The organism is Streptomyces sp. NPDC058239 (genome assembly GCF_042882185.1).
GTDB lineage: Bacteria > Actinomycetota > Actinomycetes > Streptomycetales > Streptomycetaceae > Streptomyces.
In genome coordinates this window covers 1-17,931 of the sequence record NZ_JBHVWS010000059.1, presented here as the reverse complement: position 1 = coordinate 17,931, position 17,931 = coordinate 1, and the positions used below count along the sequence as shown (strand labels likewise).

The following is a 17,931-nucleotide window of genomic DNA, read 5'->3' as shown; positions in this document are numbered from 1 at the left end:
GTCATGGTGATCAGTCATGCGCGGCGTCGGGGACGGGTATCCCAGCGGTGGGTGGTCCAGGCTCGGCGGATCAGGCTACGGACGGTGATGATGGTGTCGGCGAGATCGAAGAAAGCGCTGATGGTGCGCTCGATGAACCACCTTCGGCGCCCGAGCCGTTCCCGGTTGTCTTGGGCCTGGCGGGCTACCGGCTCTGCGCCTGACCGGTTCGATGTAATCGCCCCTATATGCTGCTTATGTGAACTGGTCGGGTCGATTCTGGCGCAGTGCGGGCAGCAGCCTCGGGGAGCAGGTGGTGCGTCTGGCGCCCCTGGCACTGATCGCCATCATCACTGTGGTTTCCTTTGTCACTCCGAGCAACCTCCACTTCAGTCGCTTTCTCTCTCTCGCCCCCGCTTTCGCTGCCTCGGTGTGGCCAGTGGTCGGAACGGTGGCCGTAGGTGTGCTCGCCGCGGCCATCGACGTACTGATCGCCGTGACCATCGGTAGTGTGAGTGAGGAGCGCACACACCTGTTCACCCTCGCGGTGATCGCGGGCGCCACCGCCGCGGCTGCCTGCGCCAGCCATGTGCGCCAGCAGCGGGAGCAGACCCTCGCCGACGTTCGATCCGTCGCCGAGACGACCCAGAAAGTCCTGCTGCGCCCCATGCCGCACCACCTCGGCCGGCTGGACATCGAGGCTCTGTACCTGGCCGCCGCGGCCCAGGCCCGCGTAGGCGGCGACTTCTACGAGGCACTGGAGACAGTCCACGGCGTCCGCATGATCATCGGAGACGTGCGCGGCAAGGGCCTCCCTGCGGTCGGCATGGCCTCAGCGATCCTCGGCTGCTTCCGCGAAGCCGCGTACGACGAGCCGGACCTGGCACGGCTGGCACGCCGACTGGACGTCAGCACGAGCCGCTACACCGCACTGCTGCCCGGCGACCGGATGGAGTACTTCGCCACGGCCGTGCTCGTCGAGATCCCCGACGACGGATCGGCCGTCGGCATTGTCAACTTGGGACACCCCCCTCCGCTGCTACTCAGCGCGGGAATGGTCCGCGAGGTCACCCCCACGGTTCCCTCGCCACCCATCAACATGGGTGCGCTGGTCGGGGAGGACTACCGCATCGACACCTTCTCCTTCGCCGTCGAGGATCAGCTGCTGCTCTACACTGACGGCGTCACCGAGACCCGCGACCACACCGGCGCGTTCTTCCCGCTGGTGCAGCACGCGGGACAGTGGGACGCGGACTCCCCGTCCCGGCTGCTCGGGCAGTTGCACAGCGACCTGGTCCGCTTCAGCCACGGCCGTCTCGACGACGACATCGCGGCCATCGCCGTCCGTGCGGCAGCCGGCACGCCGTCGTACAGGCGGGGTCGGTGAAGGTCTTGTCTCACTTAAAACTCGCGCGGATAGGCGTGTGCTCATGGGCGGCGGTTCGGGCGGTTGTCCCAGCAGTGGGTCGTCCAGGCCCGGCGGCGCGGGCTGCGGACGATGATGATCGCATCGGCGAGGTCGAAGAAGGCGTCTATGACCATGGCGCGGCGTTCGTAGCAGCGGGCGAGCCGGTGGAAGGCGTTCTGCCAGGCGTGGGTTCTCTCGATGTGCCACCGCTGGCTGGCCTGGATCGGCGCCTTCTCGCCCTTGTGTGAAATTTGGCCGTGCAGACCGCGCGCGGCGAGCTGGGCGTGGGTCTTGTCCGAGTCGTAGCCGGCGTCCAGGTGCACGGTGATGTCCTCGGGCAGCGGCCCCAGGTCCACCAGCAGGTCCCGGGTCGGATCCGGCAGCGGAGAATCGTGGCGGTTCGCTCCGGCGAGGACCCTGCCGAGCGGATCCCATAACCATCCGTCATGCTGGAGCGTTTCAGGCCCTGTTTGCCGCAGTCGACCGGTGAAGCGCCCGGCAACTTCTCCGCCGCCGGGGGCTTTGGTGCTGGAGCCGTCGATCGCGACCTGGTCGAGCACGAGCCCGACGATCCGGTCGTAGGATTCCAGCGCGATCTGCTTGAGCCGGGCGAAGAGGCCGAGCCGGATCCACTCGTCGCGGCGGTTCCGGATGGTGGTCGCCGAGCAAGTCGTGTCGGCGCGCCTGGTAGGAGCAGCCGAACCGCAGGAGCTGCAACAGCTTGTCGAATACGAACCTGTCGCTGATACGGCGGCGGTGGCAACGCAGCGGGTGGGCAGGATCGACCATGGGGCGCTCGGGCAACAGCGCCGCGAATTGGTCCCAGAGCGGGGCGGTCAGCCAGGACGGAAGGACGGGCACAGTTCTCACCAATGATCACAGAGCGTCGCAACTCCATGATCCCCCAGGCCGGTGCCCACCTTGCAGTCGGGGTTCCCCGTGCTGCCTATGCGCGCGTCTGCCGATGCTGTCGGACTGCCACTCTTTGCCGGCGCTCGCACAATGGCTTCCCTCCCCGTCCCGGCGAGCAGTAGCGCTCATACCACTTTGCTGGTATTCACCGTCCCGGATCGGCAGACGCGCTCGGCGAGACTAGCAACCGGGTATGACAGCCGACCGCAACCGCGTTTGACCGCGAACCCCTGGGTCAGAGCCCGCGTCGCCTATTCGCGCGAGTTCTAAGCAACGCTCCTTCGCCACGGTCATGAGTTCAACGAACCTCCCCGCACCGGACCAGCAACGACACACATAGCGGCGATACCACAAAAGTTGAGCCAGAACCTGACTTTTGATGTCGCTCGTGTGCTGTGGGGCCGCCCGCTTGGGCAGGATGAGAACCGGAACGTCCCGTTCAGGCGGGCACGCGCCGCCGAGGCCGACATGGCCTGCGCCGACCTCGCGACTCACGAGCTCGGAAACAGAGGCCCGCCCGCCATGAGGCCGCCGTCCACAAGGAGGATGTGCCCGGTGACGTAGCTCGCCTTGTCCGAACCCAGGAACTGGACGGCCTCGGCGATCTCCTCCGGGGTACCCGCCCGGTGCATGGGCAGCACCGAATCGACCGCGGCACGAGCCGTGTCATCACCGGTGAACCGCTCGTACATAGCAGTCCGGGTGTAGCCGGGCGCGACCGCGTTGACCCGGATACCGTGAGCGGCGCCTTCGAGTGCGGCCGCCTTGGTGATGCCGACGACGGCGTGCTTGCTCCCGACGTACAAGGTCGCCCCGGGATAACCCATCAGGCCGAAGGTGGAGCTGACGTTGACGATGCTGCCGCCGCCCTGTTCCCTCATGACCCGGAACTCGTGCTTCAGGCACAGCAGCGTTCCCTTGACGTTGGTATCGAAGGTTGCCTGATAGCCCTCGTCGGTCACCTCGGTGACAGGGCCGGGTGTTCCCTCGGTACCGGCGTTGTTGAAGGCGACGTCAATCCGCCCGAACCGTGCTACCGCACGGTCGACGAGGTCCTTCACATCGGCGTCGAAGCGGACGTCGGCACGCACGAACTCGGCCGCGGCGCCGAGATCGGAGAGCTCCCCGGCGAACTGCTCACCCACGTCCTCCTGACGGCCGGAAACCACAAGGTTCGCGCCTTGACGCGCGTAAGCGAAAGCGGTGGCGCGGCCGATACCGGTAAGCGCGCCCGTGATAAGGACAACGGGATCAGACACGTCGAGGGTCCTTCCTGCAACCACCCAGGTGAACAACGGGCAAGCGGTTCGGAACCCGCACGACACCGGGTTCCTCTTCGAGGCGGGGCGTATCCCCCGGCACGCCCGCAAGGAAGGTGTCCCAGCCGGACGACAATCGCATCGGGCCCGACCGCCGCATCCATCGAACGGCGGCACTCAATGACCCGTACGGCCCACGGACGGCGGCCGGGACAGACGACCCGAAAGCGGTCACGCGGACGGGAGGCGAACGTCGCAAGCCCTGTGGTGACATCAGAACAAACTGACATCGCAAACTCGCTCAGCCAGTGGCTCCCGCAGTCACATCGAAATGACTCCCGCGGTCAGGCTCTGACTCAAGTTCTGTTTGCGCCGTGAGGCGCTGTTGGTTCGAGTGGAGGTGGAAGACCTGCCCCAACCCGCTGTCGCAGCAGTGGGGTTGAAGCTGAGGGCAGCCTGATCCGGGTGATGCCGGGGGCGAGAGCGGCCCTGACAACGCCGGGACGTATGAAGGATGCTGCAATGCCGGAAGATGCCCCGCCGAATGGTGGGGATCCGGGCCCTCGGGGCGGGGTACTGGAGATGCAGACCAGGCTTCACCGTTGGACGGTGGCCGATCCCGGCCGCCGGTTCGATGACCTGTTCAAGCCCCGTCTGACGGCAGAAACCGTGGAGAGCCCGTTGCGTTGAGAGACGCACGGCGGGTTCGGCGAGAGGTCCGAAGAAACGGACCGGGAGCAATCCCGGCACCGCACTCCGGGCCTGCTCAGCGGACTCGGCCGTGATAGCGAGGAACGACCTGCAGACGGGCCAGAACATCGCAGGTCACTGGGTCCACCAGCAGCCATGTGCAGGCGCTCCCGAGCCCGTTCCACAAACCCTGTGCCAGAACCTGCTCATGAACATCACCCTCGCCGCCAGGCGGGTACCTCCCGCAGTCATGAACAACTGCTGTCGCGAACCGTGGATAAAGTTGGTGGGGCTGTTCTGTCTCAACGGAATGGAGCCGGTTTGTTGAGACAGACGGTTGACTGTGACGTTGTTCAGGCAATAGGCAGCTGAAGGGCCACCGCGTCGGGCTGGTCGTGACTGGGGTGGGGCGAGCGGTGTCGTTCAGGCGCTGTGCGGCCGCCGGATGTCGCGGAGGAGCTCGTCCGTGGCCTCCCACAGAGAACGCTGAACAGCTGCGCCTCGCCCGATTTCAGGGCACTGCAGGGGCTTGGCGGTCTCGGCGGCGAAGTAGCCACCGGTGCTGCCGGCAAACTCGGGGCCGGTCGCGAGCTGCACGATGATGTCGGCCCCGCGCCGGAGGTTGCCGATGTTCAGCACGGTGAGGACCTTTTCCAGGGGGCCGGCGAGGGGGAGTTCACGCCCCGGGCCGGTGGCAGTGAACCCGGGGCACTCGACCCGCGGCGCGTGAAGTCTGCCGTATCGGTCAGGTCCTTCAGCGGGTTGATGGTGCCGGCCCGCAGCGAGGCGCGGGTTCGCGCGTGCTGCCGCCTGAAATCCCGCCCACCCGCTGCGGTGCCGCGACCAGAAACCTTGGGCTGGCCTACAAGCGTGACGGCCCAGGGGCGCGGGCGGCAGAGTCCGCCCTGATCGGGTGAGCTCTGCCGCCTGAAAAGTCCAAAGTGCCAGCAGGTCAGCGGATACCGGACGGGATGTCAGGCACTGCAACGGGACGGAGCACCGTCAGAGACTCTTCCTGGCGAGCCATCATCGCAAAGGGGAACCTGTCGATTTCCAAGCAGAGATCGACATCGTCTGGGTGGTATCCGCTCCGCAGCCCACCGGCAAGATCGGCCGCAGCACGAGAAGTCCTCGCGCGGTGGAGATACGGGGCCGCCTCGACATCGCCACCGGCAATGGATTGACCGATGTATTCAGCGCAGGCCAGGTCCTCGTCGGCCTGTCCTCCCTCGCCGGTGACAACGAACGTCACCGGGCCGGAATCCTTGGTCTGCAGGAACCGCGCGGTCGGGCCGGCCACCACGAAGCTCGCGCACAAGACCAGCGGTGCGTTCGCGACGGCCAGCGCGCCCACGGTGCCTGCCGTCGTCTTCTGCACCAGCGTGCGGCCGGCGAAATCGCATGACCTGAGCAAGCCAGGTGAGTTCACCGCGTCGAAGCCCGCTGCTGGAGCTCCGTCCTTCAAAGCCAGCCAACCCGAGTGGCTCTCCTTCAAGGCAAGTGCCTCACTCTCCGTTGAGGCCAGGACGATCCTCTCGACGCCACGCGAGAAGGCCCAGGCAGCCACGGTGAAGGCGCGCATGACGTCGATGACGACAGCAACACGGGGAACGCCGGTCAACTCTGGGATGCCTACGAAGTGATGGTTCATCGCACCATTCTGACGCCCCTGGATCATCCGAAGGGCATGATTTGATCCGGCTGCCGTCGGGGTGACGGTCAGCGAAGCGGTTCTGGCGCCAGCCGGATCCCCTCGGATCGGGCGCGGATGCGCACCGTCCGGGGCGCCGGTTCACGTGGAGGCGGGGGAAGGGCAGTGCCTTGTTTGACGGGCTTGGTCAGTCGTCTGGTCATGGGGGCGATCGTGGACCAGGCGATGTGCGCCTCACTGTGCCGGATGAGTCGGCAGCTTGTCCCCAGTCGGCCGCCATCGCCGCCCGCAGCCGCAGGAAGATCGGGCCCACAGACACCTTCACCAGGTGGTATGCGGAGGCCACAGCCCTCTCAGCCGAGTTGATTCAAGCACCGGGTCAGCTCGCGGTTGGCTGCTCGGGATGCGTCGAGTTCCTCTGTTCGTTCATCCAGGGCTCCCCGCTTGTCTGCGAGCTGCTGCTCCAGCGTGGTGATGCGGCGTTGGAGCTGGCGATGTCGGGGGGTGGTCCGAGACCTGATTCGGCCCAGACCGCTTCTCCCAGGAACTGCGAGAGCCGGGTCACCCAGCCGGCGGACTCGGACGGTCAGGCGATTGTTGGGTTCCAGGGAGTTGGCCAGGTCGTGCAGGGTGCCCGGCTCACTGCCGCCATCTGCCCGCCTGCGTCGGCCGGCGGGCGGGCGGCGGGCCGGGGTGAACGGCAGTGCGCGGTAGCCGTCATTCTCCAGACTTCGGTATGTCTCATGAGACATGGGGCCGTCGCGTTCCCGACGGGGTTCCATCGTGAAGAGCCCGCAGTCCTCCAAGGGCTTCTGCTCTGCCGCGCGCCGCACCTCCGCCTGGTACGCCTGCTGACCGGCCTTCACCTCTTCCCATTCCCGCGCGTCGGCAGCATCGCGGCGGAGGCTGCCGGTCGCCTCCAAGAGGGACTGCATGTGGTCGCAAGTGATGGCAGCGATCAGGGCATGCCGTGCTCGACTCCGCTTATGACCTGATCCGCGACAGAGGACCGGGAGCAGGACGGGCTTCCGGTGCGAACTGACAGCATGGGCTCATGAACGATGCAATGGACCTCGACGCGTTGGTTGTGCGCCGCGCGAGTGAGTCAGAGTCGGACGCGCTGGTTGGGATCGATACGGTCGCGGTCGAAGGTGATGTCGGGCGACAGGCGAGCATTCGAAGGTGGTGCCGGCAGGGCCTGGTGGTCGTAGCGGAGGACGCGTCTGGCCTGCTTGGCTACTGCGTGGTCGAGTACACGTTCTTCGAGCAGGGCTTTGTCACGATGCTGATGGTTGCCCCATCGGCCCGCGGCAAGGGCGTTGGTCATCGATTGCTGGACGCCGTGGCCGCTTCGTGCACGGCCCCAAAGCTCTTTACCTCGACCAACGTCTCCAACCAGCCGATGCAGCGACTGCTCCAACGAGCCGGTTGGAGCCCGGTCGGCCTTCTCCACGGCCTCGATGAGGGCGACCCCGAGCTGTTCTACCTCTGCCGACCGCAAACCGGGCTGATGCACCCGTGACCTGAAGGTAGCGCACCACGGGATCCCGGTCCGTCGACGTACAGGATGGCCTCCGTGATCCGGCGCAGATCATGCTGGGGTGAGCGCCCGTTGTCCAGGCTTTTGCCTCCGCGCTCGGTTCGCCAGGCTGGCAGGATGGGCCCGATCAAGTTCCGGCGGGCATCGGACAGATCGCCGGGATACGGGCGCTGTCGCGTCGTGTTTCGGTGGCACCGTCGAGTGCGACAAGTTTTCAGGGCACAAACGGGGGTGGGCGGGCGCACCTTGGGATCAGACAGGAGCGAACTGCCTGTCACGGCTCCACCACGATCTTGCGCCCCAGGCCCGCCTTGAACCGGTCGATGGCCTGCGGGTACTGCTCCAGCGGCAGCCGGTCACTGATGAAGACGGACGGGTCGAGCACCCCGGTGGCGAAGAGCGCGGCGGCGCGCTCGTAGCTGTGCAGCACCGCCATGGAACCGGTGATGGTGATCTCCTGGTTGTAGATGCGGTAGGGCTCGATGACTGCCGTCGTCGCGTAGTCGGCGACTCCGAACTGGAGGAACGTGCCTCCCTTCGCGACCCGGCCGATGCCGTCCTGGATGGCGCCCGCGTTGCCGGTCGCGTCGATGACGACGTCCCAGCCGTCCGGGCGGTCCAGTTCCTCCGCCCTGGCTGCCGAGCGGGAGCAGCCGAGCAGACCGGCCGTGGCGAGGCGTTCCGGATTGACGTCGAGGACGTCCACCCCCGCTGCGCCGGTGCGTTTGGCAAGCTCCAGCATCATCAGGCCCATTGTTCCGGAGCCGTAGATCAGGACCTGGGCACCGAGGGTGCTGCTCAGTACGTCGTAGCCGCGGACCGCGCAGGACAGTGGCTCGATCAGCGCCGCGTCCTTCACATCGATCTGCTCGGGCAGGCGTACGCAGTTGGCGACGGGCGCCACAGCATATTCCGCCGCGCCGCCTGGGACGGTGACGCCGATGGCGGCCCACCGGTCGCAGAGGTTGCCGCGCCCGCTGCGGCAGTAACGGCACTCGTGACAGTGCAGGGACGGATCGACGGCGACCCGGTCGCCCACCTGCAGCTCCGTGACGTCACGGCCGATGCCCACGATCTCTCCGGCGAATTCATGTCCGGGCACGATCGGCAGGGTGGGCGCGAACTCGCCCTCCAGGATGTGCAGATCGGTGCCGCAGAGCCCGCACGAGGCAACAGCTACGACGACCTCCCGGGGTCCCGGGGTGGGATCGGGGACTGTCGTGACGGAGACCTTGCCGGGGGCTTCGACGATCGCTTCCTTCACTTCACAGCTCCAAGGGAGAGGCCCTGGACAAGCTTGTCCTGGGCGGCGTAGCCGGCGGCGAGCACCGGCAGGGACACAACGACGGACGCGGCGCACAGCTGGGCGAGGAAGAGCCCCTGACTGGTGACGAATCCGGTCAGGAAGACGGGTGCGGTCTGGGCGACGACACCGGTGAGGACCCGTGCGAAGAGCAACTCGTTCCAGCTGAAGATGAAGCAGATCAGTGCGGTTGCCGCGATTCCGGGGCCGGCCACCGGCGCGACCACCCGAAGGAGGACGGTCGGCAGTCGGGCGCCATCCACCTGGGCGGCCTCGATGATCGAGACCGGCACGTCCGCGAGGAAGGACTGCATCATCCACACCGCGATCGGAAGATTCATCGAGGTGTAGAGGAGAACGAGGAGCCAGATGTTGTCCAGCATCCCGACGTTCTTGGCGAACAGGTAGACGGGCAGCAGTCCGGCGACGACCGGGAGCATCTTGGTGGACAGGAAGAAGAACATCACGTTCGTCCACTTGCGTACGCGCCGGATGGAGAGTGCGTACGCGGCGGGGAGGGCCAGGACGAGCACCAGCAGGGTGGAGAAGACCGAAGCGCCGAGCGAGTTGATCAGGGGTGGCCAGGGGCTCGCGCCGCTGCCCGCGCCGAAGAACTCCCGATAGCTGTCGAGCGTCAGCGGTGCGGTGAGGGAGGGCGGATTGGTCGCCGCATCCGCCTCGGAGTGCAGGGAGGTCAGCAGCATCCACATGGCGGGCAGACAGAAGCCGAGTCCAGCCACCCAGGCCAGCAGACCCAGCGCGGCCGAGCGTCGCGCGGCCCGTTTCGCAGCGAGCGGAACAGTGCCCGGACGGGCGGCCCGGGGAGCGGGGGCGGCGGGGACGGTGGGAGCGGTCATGCGCGGTTCGCCTCCTCACGGAAGAGGGACGAGACGACCCGGAGCGCGAACGTCGCGATGACCATGGTCCCGATCACGACGACGACTCCCGCGGCGGACGCCAGCCCGTATTCGTGAGCCTGGTAGAAGGTCTGATAGATCGTGTAGGGAAGGTTGGCGGTGCCGAGCCCTCCGGAGGTGATCGTGAACACCGCGTCAAAGTTCTGCACGATGTACACGGAGCCGAGCAGGACGCCCAGTTCGAGGTACCGGCGCAGATGCGGCAGTGTCAGGTGGCGGAAGGTCTGCCACGTACTCGCACCGTCGAGGCGCGCAGCCTCCGTGATCTCGGCGGGCCGGCTCTGCAGCCCGGCGAGCAGGATCAGCATCATGAACGGCGTCCACTGCCAGACGAGGGCGGCCTCGACCGCGAGAAGCGGCATCCCCGAGATCCAGTCCGGCTGGCTCGGGGACGTATCACCGAACAGCTCGCCGACCCAGGTCAGCGCACCGTTGAGCAGTCCGTACTCCGGGTTGTAGAGCGCGTGCTTCCACAGCAGCGCGGCCGAGACGGGGACGATCAGGAACGGGGTGATGAGCAGGGTGCGCACCAAGCCCCGGCCGAAGAACGTGCGGTCGAGCAGCAGGGCGAGTGCCAGCCCGAGCACCACCGTGGCGACGACGACGCTCGCGGTAATCGCGATCGTCGTGAGGACCGAGTCGCGCAGCGCTGCGTCGGTGAAGACGGAGGCGTAGTTGGCGAGCCCGTTGAAGCTGCGCTTGTCGGGATTGAGGGAGTTCCAGTCGAAGAGGGAGATCACCAGGGTCGCCACGAACGGCAGTTGGGTGACCGCGATCAGGAAGACCAGGGCGGGCAGGAGCGGGGCCCGGGTCGCCCAGGCACGCGCTCCTCCCTTGCGGCGGGCGGGCTTGGAGGCCGTCGGAGGGGACAGTGGCTGGGTACTGACAACTGTGCTCATCGGTACTCCTTCGCTACCTTCTCGGCCAGCTTCTGGGAAGCGGCCAAGGCCTTGTCGACGGACTGGCGGCCGGCGATGGCTGCGCTGATCTCCTGCGCCACCTTGGTGCCGAGATCGGTGAACTCGGGGATGCCGACGAACTGGATACCGGCCGTGGGGCGCGGCTGAGTGCCCGGATTCAACGGGTCGGCGCCGGCGATGGCCCGCTCGGTGACGTCCGCGAAGGCTCCCGCAGCTTCGCGGTAGTGGGGGTTGGCGTAGGTGGAGGCCCGCTTGCCCGCAGGCACATTGGCCCAGCCGCTCTTCTCCCCGACGAGCGCCTCGTACTCCTTGCCCGAGGCCCAGGAGATGAACTTCCACGCCTTGTCGGGCTTCTTGGAAGCATTCTGCAGGCCCCAGGCCCAGGTGTAGAGCCAGCCCGAACTCTTGGTCCGCTCCACCGGCGCGGGGACGTATCCGATCCTTCCCTTCACCGGGGACCCTGCCGCCTCCAGCGATCCGGCGCCCGCGGTGGCGTCGTACCACATGGCGGTCTTGCCCTGCGTCATGTTGTTGAGGCACTCGGCGTACCCTGACTGAGGGGCGCCCAACTCACCGTGTTCGCGGACGAGATCGACATAGAACCGGGTCGCCTTCTTGAACTCCGGGGAGGTCAGCCGTGGCTTCCAGTCCTCGGTGAACCAGGTGCCGCCCATGGTGTTGACGACGGTCGTGAGTGGGGCGATGACCTCGCCCCAGCCGGGGAGCCCGCGCAGACAGATGCCTTTCATCGCACGCTCGGCGCCGTCCGCCTGTGCCGCGAGGCCGGCGACCTGCCGCCACGTGGGTTTTGCCGGCATTTTCAGCCCCTTCGCGGCGAAAACATCCTTGCGGTACATCAGGAAGGACGACTCGCCGTAGAACGGCTCGGCGTAGAGCTTCCCCTTGGCGGTGAGGGATTCCCGCAGGGGTTCGAGGATGTCGTCCTGATCGAAGACGGGGTCCTGCTCCGCGTACTCGTCGAGGGCGTGCAGCCAGCCGTTCTTCGCGAAGAACGGCACCTCGAAGTTGCTGATGGTGGCGACGTCGTACTGGCCCGCCTGGTTGGAGAAGTCCTGACTGATCTTGTCGCGGACATCGTTCTCCGGGAGCACGGTGAAGTTGACCTCGATGCCGGTATCTTTCGTGAAGTGCTCCGCGGTGAGTTTCTGCAGCTCGACCATCTGCGGGTTGTTCACCATGAGTACGTTCAGTGCGTCACCCCCTCCGAAGGAGGTGCCGCCGGCTCCGGCGCACCCTGCGAGGAGTGTCATCGCTGCCGTGCCCGCGACCGCACGCACGCGGATGCCGCGCCGTCGTTGTTGGTGGGGCATAGGTTCTCCTGATCGGTTGTAGCGGCTCGTGTCCAGTGCTCTGCGCTCGTGTTTCGGCGTTTCGTATGCGGTGTGTTCTGTGTATCCGGGCATGGCGACCGTGCCTCCTGGCCGTCCTGGCTGGGGCAGAGGGCGTAAGGAGTTGCTCAGACGCGGATGACCTGCGGGCCGAGGAGGGAGTAACGCTGGGCCTCGGCCGAAGGGAGTCCGGTGTCGGTCACGATGGCCTCGAAGTCGCCGACGTCGGCGAAACGACAGAAGCTCACCGCGCCGAACTTCGTATGGACACCGGTGAACACCCGGCGGCGTGCGCTGCGCATGGCCTGCGCCTTGACGTCGCCGACCGCCGGGTCGGGCGTGGTCAGTCCGTACTCGCGGGAGATGCCGTTCGCACCGACATACGCCAGATCGATGACGAAGTCCGCGAGCATGCGGGTGGCCCAGTGGTCGACCGTGGCCATGGTGCCGCCACGGACGCGCCCCCCGAGCAGAAGCACGACGATCTTCTCCGCGTCCGCGAGGACGGTCGCCACCGCCAGGGACGCGGTGACCACGGTCAGGGGCCGGTCCTGCGGGAGAGCTTCGGCGATGAGCTGCGGGGTGAAGCCCTCATCGACGAAGACCGTCTCCGCGTCACCGAGAAGATCTGCGGCCGCCGCAGCGATCCGCGACTTCTGCGGCACATGGCGGGTGGTCCGCGTCGCGAGCGTGGTCTCGAAGCCGGCGCTCTCCACGGGGTACGCCCCGCCGTGCGTCCGCCGGACCAGACCGTGTTCCTCGATCGCGCGCAGATCCCGCCTGATGGTCTCCTTGGCCACCTGAAACAGGTCGGCAAGCCGGTTGACGTCGACGGCCCCGTCCCGTCGGGCCGTCTCGAGGATTCCCCGTCGGCGTTCCTCGGTGTCCACGGCACACTTCCCTGCTTGAGGTGCGAACTCGCTGCGGGCCCACGTCCGTTCGGACCCTTGCGTAGTTTGTACAAGCAAGAGCGGCCGCTCGACCAGCTTCTTCACGGCATGCGCTGTGCCCGTTCGTGCCCGTTTCCCGGATGCCATCGATGCTGGTTGTCCAGCCTTTGTCGGCTTCCGGGCTGCACAGCGCTGCCCGCTTCGCGGCGTCAGGATGCCCGAACTGCGCCCGTGAGCGGACACGAATGGGCATGCCGCCGACGCCGGACTCAAGTCGGTGATCCGGGACACCGAGGCCGGCAGTACCGCCGATCGCCTCCACCGCGCGGAGGGCTGGACACCATTCGGCCCGTGCCCGGACGGACAGCCGATCCAGCCCTCCGATGCCAGGTCGGGATCGCCGCCGAGACCGGCTCCGCGCGCATCGTCAGCCGGCTCGACCGCCTCGACCGCGCCCTTGCTCCCGTCGCACGTGAGCCGGGCGTCGCGGAGTTCAGGGAGGCGCTGTAAATCTTTGGTCTCTGCGCCCGTTCGCCCATTGACGCCTCCCTCACGCGGACGTAGGTTCCCCGAATAGATCGGAAAGTATCCGAACTATTCAACGAGGAGTCACGCCATGGCCGCTTCGGTTACGGGAACCCCCGGTACCCCGCGCGTCCTGCGTGCGATGAACGACCGCGCGACGCTGGACCTCCTCGTGACGCACGGTTCACTGACGCGGGCGCGCATCGGGGAGCTCACCGGCCTGTCCAAGGCGACCATCTCGCAGATGCTGGACCGCCTGCAGAGCGCCGGACTCGTGCGGGCGACCGGCGCGCAGACCGGCGGTCCCGGACCGAACGCGCTGCTCTACGAGGTGGAACCCTCCGCCGGGCATGTCGCGGCCCTGTCCGCCGACCCGGCTGGGATCACGGCAGTCGTCGCCGACATCGCCGGGCACGAAGTGGGCCGCTGCCGTCTCGCAGCAAGCGCCGTCGCCGAAGATGTACGCCACCGCACAGCTCAGCTCGTCGCCGAGGCCGTCGACGGTGCGCTGCACCAGGCCGGGCTCGGCCATGACAGCCTCAAGGCCACTGTCATCGGCACCCCGGGGGCCATCGACCCCCGCAGCGGACAGCTCCGCTACGCCCCGCATCTGCCGGGCTGGCACTCCCGCACGCTGCGTGCCGAACTCGCCGAGGTGCTGGGCACCCCGGTGGAAATCGAGAACGACGTCAACCTCGCCGCGATCGCCGAACAGCACGACGGTGTCGCGCAGGGCCGGGACAACTATGTGCTGGCCTGGATCGACGAGGGTGTCGGTGCCGCCATCGTCCTGGGCGGAACGCTGCTGCGCGGCGCCACGGGCGGTGCGGGCGAAATCGGCTACATGCCGCTGCCCGGTGCACCCCTCGCGCGCGGCGAGGACAGCACCAGTGCCGGGAAGGACACCGGCGGCGGTTTCCAGACCCTCGTCGCCGCATCCGCCGTACGCCGGCTGGCCGGCGGTGCCGCCTCACTGGAGGAGGCACTCGGCGACGAGGCAGTCCTGAAGGAACTCGCCCGCCGACTGGCCACCGGTCTCGCCTCGGTCGTCGCCGTCGTCGACCCCGACCTCATCGTGCTGTCGGGCCAGGTCGCCCAGGCCGGCGGCGAAACATTGTGTGCCCGTGTGGAGCGGGAGATGACCGGTCTCGCGCTGCCACGTCCCGAGCTCCGCATCAGTGACCTGGATGGCGATCCCATCCTCATCGGAGCCCTGCACCGCGCCCTCACTCAGGCGCGCCACACCATCTTCGACACCTCTGCTTGACCCCTTGCCCCTGTCCCGCACTCCCCCGTGAGGGAGTTCACCGCAAAGGAAGCCGCCATGCAGCGATGGCGCATACGCACCTGCGTGTCCGCGGCGCTCGCCACGGCCGGACTGCTCCTGTCCGGCTGCGCCAACCCGGGCGTCGGCAGTGCCGAGGACGATGCAACCGCACCCGTCACACTGAAGTTCTGGCACGGCTGGTCGGCGCCCGGCGAAGTCAAGGCCATCAATGACTCCATAGCCCGTTTCGAGAAGCTCCACCCGAACATCCACGTTGCCTCGACCGGCAATGTCACCGACGCCACGATCAACCAGGCGCTGCGGGCCGGCGGTGGCGGCGCCCCCGATGTGATCACTTCGTTCACCACCAACAACGTGGGCCAGTACTGCGACTCCGGGATGTGGGCAGACCTCGATCCGTTCCTGCGCAAAACCGGCGTCGACAAGTCGAAGGTCTTCCCCAAGAGCCTTCTGCAGTACACGAGTTTCGAGGGCAAGCAGTGCGCGCTGCCCCTGCTCGCCGACGCGTTCGGGATGTACTACAACAAGGACGCCTTCGAGGAGGCAGGCATCTCGCGGCCGCCGCGGACCATGTCGGAGTTCGTGCGCGATGCGAAGAAGCTGACCGTGCGCTCCGGGAAGGGCTCCTACAAGCGGGTCGGCTTCATGCCCAACTTCCGTCTCTACCAGAACAGTCCGGACCGGCTGTTCGGCCAGTGGGGACCCACCTACTTCGACAGCAAGGGCAACTCGGTCCTCGCGAAGCAGCAGGCCACATACGACTTCTTCCGAGTGACCGGCCAACTCGCCGACGCACAGGGCGGTTACGACGCACTGGAGAGGTTCCGCACCTCGTTCGGCGACGAGATGTCGGCGCAGAACGCGTTCCTCACCGGCAAGCTCGCCATGCATCTGGACGGCGAGTGGCGAGGATTGATGCTGAACGATGCCAAGGCCGGCTTCGACTGGGGCGTCGCGCCGCTCCCGGTACCCGACGACCAGGCCGAGACCTACGGGCGCGGCTATCTGACCGGCACGGTCACCGGCATCGCCCACAGCAGCAGGCATCAGAACGCGGCATGGGAGCTGGTGAAGTTCCTGACGACGGACACCCGGCAGGTGGTGTCCTTCGCCAACGCGATCCACAACGTTCCCTCGACCTACGCGGCCTTGAAGTCGCCCGACCTGGACGCCGACCCGACGTTCAAGGCGTTCATCGACATCGCGCAGAACAAGTACAGCCAATCCATGCCTCAGTCCACCAACGGCGGCATGTACATCACCTCGCTGCAGGACTTCGCGTACTCAGCCGAGGCAGGACGGGCCCATGACCTGCGCAAGGGCCTGCGCACGCTGGATGAACAGATCGACGCCGACACCCTCCAGTCGAAGAGCTGACGGACGCGGGAGCAGCACACCATGGCAATGACTCTTTCCACACCCGCGCGGCGCAGACTTCGCACGCTCGGCTTCCTCTCCCCGTGGCTGATCGGCTTCAGTGTCTTCTTCGGCTATCCGCTGATCGCCACCGTCTACTTCTCCTTCATGCACTACAACCAGATCCAGCGGCCGACCTTCGTGGGCCTGCGGAACTGGCGTTATGTCTTCGAGCAGATGCCGCTGTTCGGACCGGCCCTGTGGAACACGCTGTGGCTCGTGGTCGTCATGGTGGCTCTGCGGGTGGTCTTCGGCCTGTCTCTCGGGCTGCTGATCACGAAGATCAAGTCGGGGCCGGGCCTCTTCCGCACCGCCTTCTACCTGCCGTACCTGGCGCCTCCGGTCGCCGCGACCGTCGCCTTCGTCTTCCTCCTCAATCCGGCGACGGGCCCGGTCAACGGCATCCTCTCGGCTGTCGGCCTGGACGGTCCGAACTGGTTCAACGACCCGGCCTGGGCAAAGCCGTCGCTGGTCATGCTCTCGCTGTGGGGCATCGGCGATCTGATGGTGATCTTCATGGCCGCGCTGCTGGACGTACCGAAGGAGCAGTACGAGGCGGCCGAGCTCGACGGCGCCGGGGCCTGGGCCAGGTTCCGCTACGTCACCTGGCCGTCCATCACACCCATTGTGATGTTCGCGGTGGTCACCGGTGTCGTGCAGACGATGCAGTACTACACGCAGGCGCTGGTGGCCGGGAAGCTCGCCTCCGGTGTCTCCATCGGACCGGGCTCGGTCATCCAGCCCGGCTACCCGGACCACTCGACCCTCACCGTCCCTCAACTCGTCTACTCGATGGGCTTCCAGAACTTCAACACCGGCGCGGCGTGCGTCCTGTCGCTCGTGCTGTTCGCCATCGCGATGGCCGTAACCATGCTGCTCATGCGCAAGCGCTCGGGCCTGCTCTCGGCGGAGGACTGATTCCGGTGACCACTACGACCATCAAGGCCCCGGCCGCACCCTCGGCCGCCTCCACCCCGCGCGAGCGCGGCCCGGAGGCCTCGCGCGCCCGCCGTAAACGCCTTCTGAACTGGATCGCCGTGCACAGCGTGGCCCTCGCCGTCGCGCTGTTGTTCATCCTGCCGTTCGTCTTCGTGTTCCTGACGTCCGTGATGAGCGACGCCCAGGCCATGAGCGGCGACCTGTGGCCCGACTCCTGGCACTGGGAGAACTACACGGCCGTCTTCCGGACCGAGGGTTTCCTCGGCTGGTGGAAGAACTCGCTGATGTACGCGGGGCTCGGCACGCTTTTCACGGTGTGCTCGACCATTCCCGTCGCCTACGCGCTCGCCAAGTTCCGTTTCCGCGGCAGGCGGTCGCTGATGATCCTCGTGATCTCGACGATGATGCTGCCGCCGCAGGTCATCGTGATCCCCATGTACCTGGTGTGGGCCCAGCAGTTCCACCTCTCGGGCACGCTGTGGCCGCTGATCATCCCAATGGCGTTCGGCGACGCCTACTCGATCTTCCTGCTGCGCCAGTTCCTGCTGACCATTCCCAAGGAGTACATCGAGTCGGCACGCGTCGACGGCTGCGGCGAGCTGCGCACCCTGCTGACGATCATCGTGCCGATGGCGAAACCGGGCATCGCCGCCATCGCGTTGTTCCAGTTCTTCTACTGCTGGAACGACTACTTCGGGCCGCAGATCTACGCCGCGCAGAACCCGGCATCCTGGACCCTCAGTTATGGCCTGGAGTCCTTCAAGAGCGCCCACAGCGTCAACTGGAACCTGACCATGGCCGCGACGCTCCTCGTCATGGCGCCGGTCGTCATCGTTTTCTTCTTCGCACAAAAGGCCTTCGTGGAAGGCGTCACACTGACCGGAGTGAAGGGCTGATTATGAAGCTCGCAGTAGTTGGTGGCGGGTCCACCTACACACCTGAACC

General features: G+C 66.8%; 17 protein-coding genes and 2 pseudogenes. 7 read left to right on the top strand and 12 right to left on the bottom strand.

What is annotated here, in order from left to right; all coding sequences use genetic code 11:
- Positions 1–14 precede the first annotated feature (14 nt).
- A pseudogene (locus ACFVYE_RS39215) lies at positions 15–143 on the bottom strand (IS5/IS1182 family transposase); the annotation flags it as partial.
- Between the two features lie 95 nt (positions 144–238).
- Here ACFVYE_RS39215 and ACFVYE_RS39210 point away from each other — a divergent pair.
- Positions 239–1,366, top strand: a complete 1,128-nt coding sequence (locus tag ACFVYE_RS39210) for a PP2C family protein-serine/threonine phosphatase (RefSeq protein WP_383975426.1) — start codon at positions 239–241, stop codon at positions 1,364–1,366.
- A gap of 41 nt (positions 1,367–1,407) precedes the next feature.
- Here ACFVYE_RS39210 and ACFVYE_RS39205 read toward each other — a convergent pair whose 3' ends face one another.
- From ACFVYE_RS39205 to ACFVYE_RS39185, 5 genes are all read right to left on the bottom strand, one after another.
- Complete coding sequence (locus tag ACFVYE_RS39205; protein ID WP_389608565.1) at positions 1,408–1,947, bottom strand: transposase; 540 nt, start codon at positions 1,945–1,947, stop codon at positions 1,408–1,410.
- 843 nt (positions 1,948–2,790) lie between these two features.
- Positions 2,791–3,594, bottom strand: a complete 804-nt coding sequence (locus tag ACFVYE_RS39200; RefSeq protein ID WP_389608564.1) for an SDR family NAD(P)-dependent oxidoreductase — start codon at positions 3,592–3,594, stop codon at positions 2,791–2,793.
- Between the two features lie 1,077 nt (positions 3,595–4,671).
- Positions 4,672–4,887 carry a hypothetical protein gene (locus tag ACFVYE_RS39195; protein ID WP_383975504.1) on the bottom strand — a complete coding sequence of 72 codons (216 nt, stop codon included), beginning with the start codon at positions 4,885–4,887 and terminating at the stop codon, positions 4,672–4,674.
- Between the two features lie 313 nt (positions 4,888–5,200).
- The gene (locus ACFVYE_RS39190) at positions 5,201–5,899 is read right to left on the bottom strand and encodes a 2-phosphosulfolactate phosphatase (protein WP_383975506.1); all 699 of its coding nucleotides are present in this window, start codon (positions 5,897–5,899) and stop codon (positions 5,201–5,203) included.
- A 353-nt stretch (positions 5,900–6,252) separates the two neighbouring features.
- Complete coding sequence (locus ACFVYE_RS39185; protein ID WP_389608563.1) at positions 6,253–6,834, bottom strand: hypothetical protein; 582 nt, start codon at positions 6,832–6,834, stop codon at positions 6,253–6,255.
- 119 nt (positions 6,835–6,953) lie between these two features.
- On the opposite strand from ACFVYE_RS39185, the gene ACFVYE_RS39180 reads away from it, so the two are divergent.
- The gene (locus tag ACFVYE_RS39180) at positions 6,954–7,421 is read left to right on the top strand and encodes a GNAT family N-acetyltransferase (protein ID WP_383975509.1); all 468 of its coding nucleotides are present in this window, start codon (positions 6,954–6,956) and stop codon (positions 7,419–7,421) included.
- 15 nt (positions 7,422–7,436) lie between these two features.
- Here the strand turns inward: ACFVYE_RS39180 and ACFVYE_RS39175 are convergent.
- The 6 genes and pseudogenes from ACFVYE_RS39175 to ACFVYE_RS39150 form a co-directional block, all read right to left on the bottom strand.
- A pseudogene (locus tag ACFVYE_RS39175) lies at positions 7,437–7,657 on the bottom strand (transposase); the annotation flags it as partial.
- A 56-nt stretch (positions 7,658–7,713) separates the two neighbouring features.
- Complete coding sequence (locus ACFVYE_RS39170; RefSeq protein ID WP_383975512.1) at positions 7,714–8,703, bottom strand: zinc-dependent alcohol dehydrogenase family protein; 990 nt, start codon at positions 8,701–8,703, stop codon at positions 7,714–7,716.
- Entirely contained in the window at positions 8,700–9,599 is a 900-nt protein-coding gene (locus ACFVYE_RS39165) for a carbohydrate ABC transporter permease (RefSeq protein WP_389608562.1), read from the bottom strand. Before ACFVYE_RS39165 ends, ACFVYE_RS39170 begins: the two co-directional genes overlap by 4 nt.
- Positions 9,596–10,558: a carbohydrate ABC transporter permease gene (locus ACFVYE_RS39160; RefSeq protein ID WP_383975518.1), complete on the bottom strand. Its 963-nt coding sequence runs from the start codon at positions 10,556–10,558 to the stop codon at positions 9,596–9,598. The genes ACFVYE_RS39165 and ACFVYE_RS39160 overlap by 4 nt, the downstream gene beginning before the upstream one ends.
- Positions 10,555–11,910, bottom strand: coding sequence for an ABC transporter substrate-binding protein (locus tag ACFVYE_RS39155; RefSeq protein WP_383975521.1), 1,356 nt, complete (start codon positions 11,908–11,910; stop codon positions 10,555–10,557). The genes ACFVYE_RS39160 and ACFVYE_RS39155 overlap by 4 nt, the downstream gene beginning before the upstream one ends.
- 146 nt (positions 11,911–12,056) lie before the next feature.
- Positions 12,057–12,818 (bottom strand): DeoR/GlpR family DNA-binding transcription regulator, encoded by a 762-nt coding sequence (locus ACFVYE_RS39150; RefSeq protein ID WP_389608561.1) that lies wholly within the window; start codon positions 12,816–12,818, stop codon positions 12,057–12,059.
- Positions 12,819–13,169: 351 nt separating this feature from the next.
- Here ACFVYE_RS39150 and ACFVYE_RS39145 point away from each other — a divergent pair, with 351 nt between their 5' ends.
- From ACFVYE_RS39145 to ACFVYE_RS39125, 5 genes are all read left to right on the top strand, one after another.
- Positions 13,170–13,328, top strand: a complete 159-nt coding sequence (locus tag ACFVYE_RS39145) for a hypothetical protein (RefSeq protein ID WP_383975527.1) — start codon at positions 13,170–13,172, stop codon at positions 13,326–13,328.
- Between the two features lie 106 nt (positions 13,329–13,434).
- A complete protein-coding gene (locus ACFVYE_RS39140; RefSeq protein ID WP_383975530.1) occupies positions 13,435–14,610 on the top strand; it encodes an ROK family protein in 1,176 nt (391 codons plus the stop codon).
- A gap of 57 nt (positions 14,611–14,667) precedes the next feature.
- Positions 14,668–16,008 carry an extracellular solute-binding protein gene (locus ACFVYE_RS39135; RefSeq protein ID WP_389608560.1) on the top strand — a complete coding sequence of 447 codons (1,341 nt, stop codon included), beginning with the start codon at positions 14,668–14,670 and terminating at the stop codon, positions 16,006–16,008.
- 21 nt (positions 16,009–16,029) lie between these two features.
- Positions 16,030–16,965, top strand: a complete 936-nt coding sequence (locus ACFVYE_RS39130) for a carbohydrate ABC transporter permease (RefSeq protein ID WP_383975535.1) — start codon at positions 16,030–16,032, stop codon at positions 16,963–16,965.
- 5 nt (positions 16,966–16,970) lie between these two features.
- The gene (locus ACFVYE_RS39125) at positions 16,971–17,882 is read left to right on the top strand and encodes a carbohydrate ABC transporter permease (RefSeq protein ID WP_383975538.1); all 912 of its coding nucleotides are present in this window, start codon (positions 16,971–16,973) and stop codon (positions 17,880–17,882) included.
- Positions 17,883–17,931: the final 49 nt, after the last annotated feature.